Below are 12,131 nucleotides of genomic sequence, written 5' to 3' on the forward strand. Positions count from 1 at the left end.
CCTCTTCTCTTTCCTGAGCGAGTCTTTCTAATCTATTCTTAACCATTATAACACGACTTACCTTCATTTCCTATAGTTTAGAACCTGGTTTGATGATCAAATTCAGTCTATCAGAGGAAGGCTTGTTTTATGAATTTGTCGTGTTTTCTTTGTTATTCTGACTGTCACTCGTCTTGTTTTTATTCTTCGAATTCTTTTTGTTGGACTTGTTAGAGGAATCCTGGTTCCCTTTTTGTTGTCCGCCAGATTGGTTCATGCCATTTTCTGGACCATTCCCTTGAGGACCACCATTGCCTTCCTGTGGCATTTGACCAGGTCCACCTCCTTGCGGGCCACCTTGAGGACCACCGCCTTGAGGACCGCCGTCCTGTGGGCCACCAGTTTGCTGGTTTCCTTGTGAAGCATGGCCATTTTGACTATTTTGTTGCTGATTGGATCCTTGGTTCTGACCCGTTTGAACCGGTTGAGAAAATTGTTGGCTATTGGAAGATTGTGAGGCAATGACACCGACCCCAAAGCCACTTCCAGCACCGACCAACAAGCCACCAACTGCTGCCATACCGATCCACCACTTAGGACTTCGTTTGAGGACGACCATTTTTTCTTTGGATTCTTGCGTTTCGACTACTTGTTTTGTTTCTTTTTGATTCATCTTTTTACCTTTTATCTTTTTTACAAGTACTTGTCTTTTAAATTTTAAAGGGAGCTCGATCCTTTAAGTAAGGCGATTATACTTTAGAAGTCTTAAACAGGCCTAAATTTTTACTTAAAACAACCTAAAACGACTGGGAGTATTGACAGGATGAAACCGATATTGTAGAATAGTTACCATAAAATAAAATAGAGGTTAACTGTTATGAAGAAAATCTTTCCTTTAGTGCTCATCTCCATTGGAGTAGCTATGATCTCCGTCCTATCTCAATTTACCCTTCCATTTGGTCCAATTCCTTTAACCCTGCAAACGCTCATGATCGGGATTATCGGGACCATCTATAAACCCAGTCATGCCTTTGTCACAGTCTGCCTCTACCTACTTCTAGGCTTCTTAGGTTTCCCAGTATTGGCAGGTGGTGCTAGTGGTGCTTCGCATTTCCTTGGCCCTACTGCTGGTTTCCTCCTCTTCTTCCCATTCCGAGCATGGATCACGTCTCTATTTACAAATGCTAAATCCAGCGTGCTGACCATTTTCCTTGCTAATTTGTTCAGTAGTGCTCTCCTCTTTGTAGCTGGAGCTATCGGCTTTATGCTGGTCACGCATACCGATATCCAAAAAGCATTTGCTTTAGTCGTTGCTCCCTTTATCCTTGCCGACCTCATCAAACTGATCATCATCACGATCACCAGCAAAGCTATTTTTGCCAGCCTCAAACACCACTGGTATTTCAAATAAGATACAAAGGGTACGAACATACTAAAATAAGCAACATCTGAACACAGTTGTTGCTTTTTGTTGTAGGTATATCTCTTCAATTGAACTCCTTTTAAATGGATGACTGTTTCATAGAAGAACCTTCTATCTAACCTCCTTCCTTTATTTTTCCTTATAAAGAACTCTCAAGATCAGTAACTGTGTTAGCAAAATCCAGATAATCAGAATAGTGAAGTCAAAAAATGAGACGTGACCATGACTATAGACGCAAGCTCGTAGGAGGTTGACAGAAGGGACAAAAGGAAAAATATGGTAGAGATGGTTTATCCAATCCGGAAGACGACTTGCAGGGTACATGATTGGTGAAAACATCAAACCAATCATAAGAATCAACTGAGACATCAACGTGACAATATTGGGAGAAAAAGTATACGCAATGGCAAATCCAAGACTGATCATTGTAAGACAGATAAGAAATAGGATGAAAACAGCCAGAATAGATACATTTAAGCGGACAGAAAAACGAAAATAGCCCAGTATAACAGAAAAGAACACTCCAGGTAAAATAGCAATCATCCACATCCAAAGATCTGCTAAGGAAATAAGAATTCGAGGTATTGGAAGGGCTCGTACATAGTCTACATGTCCTTCTGACTTCGCATTTGCTATAACAGGTGATGAGATAGTACATCCAATAGAAATAATTCCTATCAGAACTGAACCAGAAGAGAGATAGTAGGCAGCAGTCGTATCAATCTCACCTATCACTAGTGGATAACCAAAAAGAAGTGAAATGGATAACAGAACTTGAGCTAGCGTAAAGAGTAAAAATAAATCTTTTTGACGAAGATAGTTCCAACGAAGTAAGTAAAAAAATTGAGTCATATCAGTTTGTCAACTCCTCTCTATAAAGATCTGAAATGGATATGTTTTTCTGAGTAAGTGACAGATTTAAAATATTCTTTCTATCCAATTCCTGCGTGATTTTTGGTAGCAGTCTCGTTAACTCCTTCTCTTCTATTTCAATACGACAAATTGAACCGTTGATAATGGTGTAATCTTGAAATAGAGCTAAGCTATCTTTATTCCTAAACTCAAAAGATATTTGATACTGTTTTTGATAGGTTATTTGCTGAACTGGTCCTGATTTGATTAACTTCCCATGGTTAAATAAGGCATAGTTGTCAGCATATTTTTCAACTTCTAAGAGATTATGCGTCACAATAATAATGGTATGACCTTTATGCGCTAGCTTCTGTAATAATTGCCATTGTTTTTCACGACGTATTGGATCAACATCGTTCGTCGGCTCATCAAGAAGAATGATGGTCGGAGATCCGATTAAAGCCATTGCAAAAGAGGTCAGACGCTTTAAACCACCTGAAAGGTCCTTTCCTTGTTTTGCCCGGTACTCCTTAATTTCTAACTCGGTTAAGAGCTGATCCATTTCTTTTTGCAAATCCAAGGTGTTTAACCCTCTCATTCTTCCAAGCATTTCTAAGTTTTGTTCCACCGTCAATTTCTCAAGTGGGGCATACTGTTGAGACATATAGCTCATCATTGAGCGAGCTCGTTTACGATTTTGAACAAAAGAAATATCTCCATAGCAAACGTCTCCTTGATCAGGTTTGGTAAAACCAATCATTTGATTTAAGAGGGTGGACTTACCAGCGCCATTGTGTCCTAAAAAAGCTGTAATTTTAGCAGCTTCTATTTCTAAGGAAATATGATTATTAGCAAAATGTTGCTTATCGAATGATTTTGTCAAATCTCTAATAGTCAGTGTCGCAAATGTCTTCATCTCATCACTCAAGACTGAGAAGATTTTCCCAGCTTCCTTCATTTTTGATAAGATTATTGTATAATAAACATATGACTTTCCAAGGTTTACGTCATGATTTACCATTTTAGTGTCATAATTAGCCAACTCAATTTGATAAGGGGGACTTATGTTAAACGTCGTTATTTGTGATGACTCAACTAGAGATGCTAGTCAGTTAGAACAGTATTTACTTTCTTACGACAAGGTTCCTGTAGAAACAAAACTATATACCAATCCACAAAAGATGTTAGAGCAGTTAACAAGGGATACTCATTGTGTCTTTTTGGATATTGATATGCCACAAATTACTGGAATTGACCTTGCTCGTGAAATTCGGCAGTTCAATCCTTTTATCCCTATCATTTTTGTGACCAGCTATCGTGATTACATGGAACAAGTTTTTGAAGTGCAGACTTTTGATTACTTAGTAAAACCAATTGAACCTCAAAGACTAAATAAGGTAGTAGACAGAATTTTACGTTATCTAGATTTAGGACAAATCATCTTTAACTTCTCATTTGGAAAACAAAGTTACTCTATTCCTTTAAGTGACATTACCTATTTTGAGAAAGATAAGCGATCCGTTTTTATTTACACGCTAGCAGATACCTATAAGTCCTTACTGAAAACTCAAGACATTTTAGATAAACTACCTGATTATTTTATTCAAATTCATGCTTCTTATATTGTAAATCCCAAATATATCAAAGATTTTGATGCGAAAACAGTGACTATTTTGCTAAATGGAACCGAGGAGCATTCACTTCCAATTAGTCGTAAGTTCCAGTCTTCTTTTAAAGAAAAATACTATAACTACCTCAGTGAAAGGAATTTCTAATGCTAATAGGATTGCGGATCATTAGTATCTTGTTCGACTTATTTCTGGCAAGTGTTTTATTTTTTAGGTCAATATCCAAAAGTAAACAATCAAAAAAGACACTTTTACTCCTTTGTTGTTGCTTTCTTCTTCATGTGGCTTTTGTGTTTATATTTTTAGAAAGTCGCGTTTTTTTAGTGAGCAATCTCCTCCTTAGTATTGTAGAATCCTCTCTTGTAGGACTCTATTTTGGCTACTCCTTTCGTGATTCTTCCTTTTGGATATTCTTACAGACAAGCCTGACATTATTAGCAGGAGCTGTCCTCAATCAAGTTATCCAACTTTTTCTTCCACTGTCAAAAGTATCGAAAAATTTAGGACTGATTAGTGGTTACCTTGCCATTAGTTTTCTTTTTTCAACCGTCATAACACTTGTTCTTCGACAGTTATTCCGAACACATCAAAAGTTAGGCATGGCAACATCTAAAAGAAATTGGCTGTATCTATTTATCGTGCCGATTTTATCGATTATTTTTGCCTTTACTGTATCAGCTATTCAAGGGCAAGTATTTGGACCAGATTATCTTTCTGTCATTTCACTCTTGTCTCTTATTGTATTGTCGTTTTCCTCACTTTATTTTACCCTACATCTTTCTCAACAACAGCACGCTTATTATCAAAATAAATTAGATAAAGAACAGCTTCAATTCCAATTAAGAGAAACACAACAGTCTCAAGAGGAATACCAACGATTGCAAAGTCTTCGGCATGACTTAAAAAATAAACATTTAACTCTGTTGGCACTTCTAGAAGAAAATCCTGATGAGGCTAGAGAGTACCTTCAATCGTTAACCGATAGTATTTCAGGAAAACAAACCTTTTACTCAAAAAATCCAACGGTTAATTATTTACTGAATCAAAAACTTCACGATGTGGAAGATGAAATTGAATTGGAAATTAACTGCTTTATCCCACAAGAGTTATCTATTCAGCCAGATGTTCTAGCTGTTATTTTAGGAAATTGTTTAGATAATAGTATTTCAGCCTGTCTTCGATTGACTGATAAATCAGAGAGAACATTGGCTCTAAATATACGTTATTTTCAACAAAACCTATTTATTTCGATCAACAATACCTTTAATGAACAAGAACAAGAGACTCGTAAAACACGTCAAAGAGATGGTTGGGGCTTACGAAACGTTGATGCTCTAGTACAAGAATACCAAGGAACTGTCAAGCGTTTCAAAGAAAATGGCCACTATCGAACGGAGATTCTCTTACCAAGTCCAATAAACTAATGATCCTTCTCCTTCGATATCCAATACAAATGATTCATTGAAAAACAAAAGATGCTACAGAATGAATTCTGTAGCATCTTTTATAAATTTATTTCATTTATTTCGTAGCAAGGATAGCGGCTTCTACTGCTGCTTTTTCCCGTTGGATCAAATCCACACGCGCTGCAATTTCCTTGATACCCATGCTGATGTTTCGGCTGATAGCCATATCATCCAATTGAGGCTCAAAGAAGGCCTTGTATTCATCCAAGCGTTCACGGGTCTTGAAACAGTTAGCTGGATAGATGACAAACTTATCAAAGCTCATATCACCACCGAGGGCTTTCTTGACCCAATCCCAGTTTTCACGCGCCCAAGTCCAAGTTCTTCCTTGGGTAAAGTCATCGTGTAAGAAGTTGTAGTACCAACTCATAGCCAAGTCCTGAGGTTTCACCACATCCTTGTTCTTCCACTCCTTCAATAGAGCTTCCAAAGTTTCCTCATCCTTGGTATAAGAAAGTGCAGCCGCCAACTGGCGTTTAAAGTTCCCATCTACTGTCTTAACATAAGTATCCAGGTATTGTTGGCTAAGCTCCTTGGTTTCCTGGTGCTTGATTTGGTTGACCAAGATTTGCAGGCGGATGGCAGCTGGAAGTTTTTCCAAATCATCTGCATGTGCTTCAAAGATAGCGCTCGCTTGAGCTTTTGCAGCTTCATCATTGGCCTTGATCATATTAGCAATCATTAGCTGACGAACTTTTTCGTCTTCTTCTGTTTCACCAGGCTTAGCTTCTAGACCCAAGCGTTCAAAGTTGTAACGGTTCAAGCGTTTCAACAACTCATGGAAGGCAGCTTCTGTTTCAGTTCCTTCATCCACAAAGAGACTGATTCCAGCTAAGACGCTCGAAACAGCTGAAACAACCAAGTAGGAACTTTCTTCTGTCAAGTGTTCAATCACTGGCAAGAGGCTTGCATAAGAAATTTGACCACTTTCAGCTAAAAGACGACGTTCTTGAACCACTTGTAATTTTGAAGTGCTATCCAAGCTAGCAAGGTCAGCAAGGATGTCTTCCAACAATTCCCCACGGTAGTCACTGATATAGTGAGCTGTATTTTCTGTATTGAAGCGAAGAGCTCCGCTGTTAGCTGCTTTCAAGGCACTGTAGTTTGGAATTTCTAAGACTTCAGTTTCCAAGGTATCTGGAATACCCGTCCAGTTGCTATTTAACGGAACAACCCACTTGCGTCCTTTTTCTTCTCTATCTCCGATGAAGAACTGCTCTTGACGGATGATCAAGGTATCGTTTTCCACAGAAGCTGAAACAACAGGGTATCCTGGTTGCTCCAACCAAGAATCCATAAAGGCTGCGACATCACGACCTGAAGCTTGCCCAAGAGCATCCCAAAGGTCACGACCGATAGTATTGCCGTATTGGTGTTTTTCAAAGTAGATCTTCAACCCTTTGCGGAAGGCGTCATCGCCTAACCATCGACGAAGCATGTGCATAAGACGGCTACCCTTAGCGTAAACGATTGCTGGGTCAAAAAGAGTGTTGATCTCGTCTGGGTGTTTGACTTCCACATGGACGGATTGAACGCCATCTGTAGCATCGCGTTTCAAAGCAGCAGGCACTCCAGTTGTTTGGAAGTCTTCAAAGATATTCCAGCTTGGTTCAATGGCATCCAAGCTGACATATTCCATCATATTGGCAAAGCTTTCATTCAACCAGAGATCATCCCACCATTTCATGGTCACGAGGTTTCCGAACCATTGATGAGCCAATTCGTGAGCCACCACCAAGGCTACTGTTTGACGGCTTTGGGCCGTAGAGTTTTCATCTACTAGAAGGTAGACTTCACGGTAGGTTACCAAGCCCCAGTTTTCCATCGCTCCTGAAGAGAAGTCTGGAAGGGCGATATGAAGGGATTGAGGGATTGGATACTTCACACCATAGTAGTCTTCATAAAATTCAATAGCACGAACGGCAATATCCAATGAGAAGTCCAAGTTTTCTAATGGGTGAGCTTTGGTAGAGTAGACACCGACTAGGGTTCCATTCTTGGTCTTAGCTGTCACTCCTTGAAGATCTCCAGCAGCAAAGGCAAGGAGGTAAGAAGACATCCGTGGAGTCGTATCAAACTTCCAAATTCCTGTTTCTTTGCGGTTTTCCACGTCGATTTCAGGCATATTTGAGAGGGCAATTTCTCCTTCTTCTTGGTCAAACTTCACAGCTAAATCAAAGGTTGCTTTGGCTTCAGGCTCGTCCACACTTGGAAAAGCTTCACGCGCAAAATGGCTCTCAAACTGAGTAGAGAGGACTTCCTTCTTCACGCCATCAATGCTGTAGTAAGATGGGTAAATCCCTGTCATATTGTCTGTGATCTTACCAGAATAGGTCAGAGTAACTGTCACTTGACCTGTTCCTTCCAATTCAACATAGACTGCTTCATTGTCATCATCAACCGTAAATGGACAAGCTTGACCTGCTACTTCTACTGTTTCGATGGTCAAATCCTTTTGGTGAAGCGAGATCTTGTCCGCCTTGGCTTGACCCGTGATCACCACACGACCGCTAAAGGTCTTGGTTTTACGACTTAAATCCAAAAACACTTCGTAATGTTCTGGAACGAATGTTTCTACAAAATGTGCAACTGCTTGCATAATTTCCTCCTTTAAATGTTTTACGCTTTTCCAATGAAAAGCCCTCATAAAACTATTTTATCACAAAGTTAAGATAAAAGAAAAGACAAGCATGACAATGCCTGTCTGTGATCGAAAAGACTCCATGATCTTACATTTCGATAATTTTACCTGTTTCGAAGTAAACCACCCACTCACAGATATTTTTTGCATAATCTCCGATACGTTCCAAGAAGTTGATCACTTGGAAATAATCCCGTCCGGTCACGATGGACTCAGGATTTTTCCGAATTTCTTCTGTTGCTAATTCTTGGATACTATCGAAGTAATGGTTGATGACTTCGTCTCGTGTCGCAACTTCATAGGCCAAATCCACATCGCCTTTGAGGTAAACATCTAGTGTCGCTTCGACAAAATCTTTGACTTCACGGCCCATCTTGCTGATCTCTTCCTCAACAGATTGGATGCGGACTTCCCCTTTCATGCGAATCGTTGCCTTGGCAATTGATACTGCGTGGTCACCCATCCGCTCTAAGTCAGAGACCGCTTTTAAGACAGTCATCACGATACGAAGGTCTTGTGAAACGGGCTGTTGAAGGGCAATAATCTCAAAGGATTTACGCTCTAATTTCACTTCGTAGTCGTTGATCTCCGCATCATCTTCGATAACTTGGCGGGCCAATTCACGGTCATGGGTCACGAAAGCGCGGACCGTACGGTTGATCTGACTCAACACTTCATTTCCCATTGCATAAAACTGGTTATGCAACTTCTCTAAATCTTCTTCAAATTGAACTCGTAACATTTTATTTTCTTCCTATCCAAATTTACCAGAGACATAGTCTTCTGTTTCTTTCTTAGCTGGGTTCAAGAACATTTCATTGGTGTCATTGTACTCAATCAAATCGCCATCCAAGAAAAAGGCTGTTTTATCAGAAATCCGACTCGCTTGCTGCATGGAGCGTGTCACCAAGAGCATGGTGTAGCGGTCTTTTAGTCCATATAAGGTTTCTTCAATCTTCCCAGCTGAAATCGGGTCCAGCGCTGAAGTTGGTTCATCCAAAAGAATAATCTTTGGACTAGTCGCAAGAACCCGCGCCACACAGACCCGCTGCTGCTGACCACCGGAAAGTCCGATAGCTGAATCATGCAGGCGATCCTTGACTTCATCCCAGATGGAAGCACGTTTCAATGAAGTTTCAACCGCCTCATCTAAGACAGCCTTATCCTTGACACCATTAATCATCAACCCATAAGTCACATTATCATAAATGGACATTGGAAAGGGATTGGGCTGTTGGAAGACCATTCCGATTTCCTTACGCAATTCGACCGTATCGGTCCGTGGTCCGTAGATATTGTGACCGTTGTAGAGGATGGTTCCTGTGGTAGTGACCTCATGGTTGAGGTCCCCCATGCGGTTAATGGCTTTTAAAAGGGTAGATTTCCCTGATCCTGAAGGACCAATCAAGGCTGTAATCTCCTTTGGAGCAAAATCCAAAGAGACACTATTCAAAGCCTTCTTTTTATTGTAATAAACCGACAAGTCCTTGACTTGCAAAATTGGTTCTGTCATTCTATTTTCCTTTTTGTTGTCATATTACTTTATCCAAAGTGACCCGATACATAATCGTTGGTCGATTGCAATTTCGCATTTTGGAAAATATTCGAAGTCTTATCGTACTCGATGAGGTTTCCCAGATAAAAGAAACCGGTATAATCACTAGCACGGGCTGCTTGTTGCATGCTGTGGGTCACAATGACAATGGTGTAATCTTTCTTCAGCTCCAGCATGGTTTCTTCTAATTGCGCTGTTGCGATCGGATCAAGCGCTGAAGCTGGCTCATCCATGAGCAAAATGTCTGGCTTCACCGAGATAGCCCGCGCGATACAAAGTCGTTGTTGTTGACCACCTGAAAGTGTCAGAGCTGATTTGTGAAGATCATCTTTTACCTGATCCCATAGGGCTGCCTGTTTCAAAGAAGTTTCGACCAATTCGTCCAAGATCTTCTTGTCTTTCACCCCAGCACGTTCATGCGGGAAGGTGATATTTTTGTATATTGATTTGGCAAAAGGATTGGGCCGTTGGAAAACCATCCCAATATGCTTGCGCATTTCATAAACATTGATATCTGGACGGTTAACATCGATTCCTTCATACCAAATTTCACCCGTAACACGCGCAATATCGATGGTATCATTCATCCGGTTCAAACTACGAAGATAGGTTGATTTCCCAGATCCTGAAGGACCGATCAAGGCTGTAATCTTATTCTTTTCAAACTGCATGTCGACGCCTTTAATGGACTCGTTAGTTCCATAATAGACATGCAAATCTTTGGTCGATAGGACCACCTTTTCTTCAGGAAAAGTAATGATGTGTCTCTCATCCCAATTGTATTTTGACATTTCTTCTCCTTTAAGCAGATGTTAGTTTTTTATGGAGGTAACTTCCGAGTTTGCGGGCTCCAAAGTTAAAGATCAAGATAAAGATCAAAAGAACGGCGGCAGAACCAGCTGAGACTTCGATCGAGTCTGGAATGGTTCCTTCACTGTTGACCTTCCAGATATGGACGGCCAAGGTTTCAGCCTGACGGAAGATAGAAATCGGACTGGTCACACTAAAGATGTTCCAGTTTGACCAATCAAGAGCTGGAGCCGATTGACCTGCTGTATAGATCAAGGCAGCGGCTTCCCCAAAGATCCGTCCTGATGCCAATACAACCCCAGTGATAATGCTTGGAAGAGCCTCCGGTACCACGACATGAATCACGGTTTCCCAGCGAGACAAGCCCAGTGCTAAACCTGCTTCGCGCTGCGTATGATGAACGTGCTGCAAGCTATCTTCGATATTGCGGGTCATCTGGGGCAAGTTAAAGACGGTCAAGGCCAAGGCCCCTGAAATGATCGAAAATCCATATTTGAACTGGACAACAAAGACCAAGTAACCAAAGAGACCTACAACGACAGATGGCAAGGAAGACAAGATCTCAATACAGGTACGAACCAAATTGGTCAAGCGCCCTTTTTTTGCGTACTCAGAAAGGTAAATCCCAGCCCCAAGAGAAAGTGGGAAGGAAATCACCAAGGTAATGACTAAGAGGAAAAAGGAATTATACAATTGAATTCCGATCCCTCCTCCTGCTTGATAAGAAGAGGATTTCCCAGTCAAGAAGTGCCAGGATACATGGGGCAAGCCACGGACCAAGATATAAAGGATCAATGAGGCAAGAATCGCAACGATGATCCCTGAAATAGCATACAGTACTCCTGTTGCAATTTTATCCATTCGTTTAGCGTGCATAGTTCTTCTTACCTCTTTCTTTCGTAATCAGTTTAATCACACTGTTAAAGGCAAGACTCATGAGGAGCAATACCAAGGCGAGTGACCAAAGAACATTGTTATTGACCGTACCCATGACGGTATTTCCGATTCCCATGGTCAAAATAGAGGTGAGGGTGGAAGCTGGTGTTGTGAGCGAGGTTGGCACCACTGCAGAGTTTCCGACCACCATCTGGATAGCCAAGGCTTCCCCAAAGGCACGCGCCATTCCAAAGACGACCGCTGTAAAGATTCCAGAGCGGGCTGCCTTGAGCGTGACATGCCAAATGGTTTGCCAGCGGGTCGCTCCCATTGCCATACTAGCTTCCCGATAATGACGGGGTACAGCTCGGAGGCTATCGGTCGTCATAAAGGTAACAGTTGGTAGGATCATAACAAAGAGGACAAAGACCCCTGAGAGGATCCCAAAACCAGTCCCCCCAAAGAGACTACGGGTAAATGGGACGACCACTTGAAGACCAATGAATCCATAAACAACTGAAGGAATTCCCACCAAAAGCTCAATCGCTGGTTGCAAGAAACGAGCTCCTTTGGGCGAGACTTCTGTCATGAAAACTGCTGCACCAATGGCAAACGGCGTTGCCAAGAGGGCAGAAAGCAAGGTTACAATAAAGGAACCTAGAATCATGGGTAGGGCTCCAAATTCCTTCGCAGCAGGATTCCAAGAGCTCCCAAATAGAAAACTAAAGATATTGACTTTATTAACAAAGAAAGTCGATAAACCTTTTTGGGCCACGAAAATCAAAATCATGGCAACGACGACAACAATCAAACTCATACATAGAAAGGTAATGGTTTTCCCAAATTTTTCTAGGCGGGAGTTTTTTGATTTCGTCAGCATTTTTTTTGCTACTTCGTTCAT

General features: G+C 41.1%; 12 protein-coding genes. 3 read left to right on the forward strand and 9 right to left on the reverse strand.

What is annotated here, in order from left to right:
- Positions 1-127: 127 nt before the first annotated feature.
- Complete coding sequence (locus tag O3626_RS00480) at positions 128-652, reverse strand: hypothetical protein (RefSeq protein WP_371494571.1); 525 nt, start codon at positions 650-652, stop codon at positions 128-130.
- A 204-nt stretch (positions 653-856) separates the two neighbouring features.
- On the opposite strand from O3626_RS00480, the gene O3626_RS00485 reads away from it, so the two are divergent.
- Positions 857-1,390: a biotin transporter BioY gene (locus O3626_RS00485; protein ID WP_070666117.1), complete on the forward strand. Its 534-nt coding sequence runs from the start codon at positions 857-859 to the stop codon at positions 1,388-1,390.
- A 141-nt stretch (positions 1,391-1,531) separates the two neighbouring features.
- On the opposite strand, the gene O3626_RS00490 is transcribed toward O3626_RS00485, so the two are convergent.
- Together O3626_RS00490 and O3626_RS00495 are read right to left on the reverse strand one after the other, a co-directional pair.
- Entirely contained in the window at positions 1,532-2,254 is a 723-nt protein-coding gene (locus tag O3626_RS00490) for an ABC transporter permease (protein WP_371494573.1), read from the reverse strand.
- A 1-nt stretch (position 2,255) separates the two neighbouring features.
- Positions 2,256-3,212, reverse strand: a complete 957-nt coding sequence (locus O3626_RS00495) for an ABC transporter ATP-binding protein (protein WP_371494767.1) — start codon at positions 3,210-3,212, stop codon at positions 2,256-2,258.
- A 106-nt stretch (positions 3,213-3,318) separates the two neighbouring features.
- Between O3626_RS00495 and O3626_RS00500 the strand changes: the two genes are divergently transcribed.
- A complete protein-coding gene (locus O3626_RS00500) occupies positions 3,319-4,029 on the forward strand; it encodes a LytTR family DNA-binding domain-containing protein (RefSeq protein ID WP_070666125.1) in 711 nt (236 codons plus the stop codon).
- Positions 4,029-5,306, forward strand: a complete 1,278-nt coding sequence (locus O3626_RS00505; RefSeq protein WP_371494576.1) for a sensor histidine kinase — start codon at positions 4,029-4,031, stop codon at positions 5,304-5,306. The genes O3626_RS00500 and O3626_RS00505 overlap by 1 nt, the downstream gene beginning before the upstream one ends.
- 97 nt (positions 5,307-5,403) lie before the next feature.
- Here the strand turns inward: O3626_RS00505 and O3626_RS00510 are convergent, their stop codons facing one another.
- From O3626_RS00510 to pstC, 6 genes are all read right to left on the reverse strand, one after another.
- On the reverse strand, positions 5,404-7,947 hold the full coding sequence (locus tag O3626_RS00510; protein ID WP_371494578.1) for a M1 family metallopeptidase: 2,544 nt from the start codon (positions 7,945-7,947) through the stop codon (positions 5,404-5,406).
- Between the two features lie 130 nt (positions 7,948-8,077).
- A complete protein-coding gene (phoU, locus tag O3626_RS00515; protein WP_021152974.1) occupies positions 8,078-8,731 on the reverse strand; it encodes a phosphate signaling complex protein PhoU in 654 nt (217 codons plus the stop codon).
- Positions 8,732-8,743: 12 nt separating this feature from the next.
- Positions 8,744-9,502, reverse strand: coding sequence for a phosphate ABC transporter ATP-binding protein PstB (gene pstB, locus O3626_RS00520; protein WP_003003393.1), 759 nt, complete (start codon positions 9,500-9,502; stop codon positions 8,744-8,746).
- A 29-nt stretch (positions 9,503-9,531) separates the two neighbouring features.
- A complete protein-coding gene (pstB, locus tag O3626_RS00525) occupies positions 9,532-10,335 on the reverse strand; it encodes a phosphate ABC transporter ATP-binding protein PstB (RefSeq protein WP_003006600.1) in 804 nt (267 codons plus the stop codon).
- Between the two features lie 10 nt (positions 10,336-10,345).
- A complete protein-coding gene (pstA, locus tag O3626_RS00530; protein WP_003006597.1) occupies positions 10,346-11,230 on the reverse strand; it encodes a phosphate ABC transporter permease PstA in 885 nt (294 codons plus the stop codon).
- Positions 11,220-12,131: a phosphate ABC transporter permease subunit PstC gene (gene pstC, locus O3626_RS00535; protein WP_014713132.1), complete on the reverse strand. Its 912-nt coding sequence runs from the start codon at positions 12,129-12,131 to the stop codon at positions 11,220-11,222. The genes pstA and pstC overlap by 11 nt, the downstream gene beginning before the upstream one ends.

The organism is Streptococcus sp. 20925_1_77 (genome assembly GCF_041432125.1).
In the GTDB taxonomy this organism is placed as follows: domain Bacteria; phylum Bacillota; class Bacilli; order Lactobacillales; family Streptococcaceae; genus Streptococcus.

Excerpts from the sequence above, each read along its gene's own strand:
- O3626_RS00485 (WP_070666117.1), top strand. The coding sequence starts at position 857 with ATGAAGAAAATCTTTCCTTTAGTGCTCATCTCCATTGGAGTAGCTATG.
- phoU (WP_021152974.1), bottom strand. The coding sequence starts at position 8,731 with ATGTTACGAGTTCAATTTGAAGAAGATTTAGAGAAGTTGCATAACCAG.
- O3626_RS00510 (WP_371494578.1), bottom strand. The coding sequence starts at position 7,947 with ATGCAAGCAGTTGCACATTTTGTAGAAACATTCGTTCCAGAACATTAC.
- O3626_RS00480 (WP_371494571.1), bottom strand. The coding sequence starts at position 652 with ATGAATCAAAAAGAAACAAAACAAGTAGTCGAAACGCAAGAATCCAAA.
- pstB (WP_003003393.1), bottom strand. The coding sequence starts at position 9,502 with ATGACAGAACCAATTTTGCAAGTCAAGGACTTGTCGGTTTATTACAAT.
- O3626_RS00500 (WP_070666125.1), top strand. The coding sequence starts at position 3,319 with ATGTTAAACGTCGTTATTTGTGATGACTCAACTAGAGATGCTAGTCAG.
- O3626_RS00495 (WP_371494767.1), bottom strand. The coding sequence starts at position 3,212 with ATGAAGGAAGCTGGGAAAATCTTCTCAGTCTTGAGTGATGAGATGAAG.
- O3626_RS00505 (WP_371494576.1), top strand. The coding sequence starts at position 4,029 with ATGCTAATAGGATTGCGGATCATTAGTATCTTGTTCGACTTATTTCTG.
- pstC (WP_014713132.1), bottom strand. The coding sequence starts at position 12,131 with ATGAACGAAGTAGCAAAAAAAATGCTGACGAAATCAAAAAACTCCCGC.
- pstB (WP_003006600.1), bottom strand. The coding sequence starts at position 10,335 with ATGTCAAAATACAATTGGGATGAGAGACACATCATTACTTTTCCTGAA.
- O3626_RS00490 (WP_371494573.1), bottom strand. The coding sequence starts at position 2,254 with ATGACTCAATTTTTTTACTTACTTCGTTGGAACTATCTTCGTCAAAAA.
- pstA (WP_003006597.1), bottom strand. The coding sequence starts at position 11,230 with ATGCACGCTAAACGAATGGATAAAATTGCAACAGGAGTACTGTATGCT.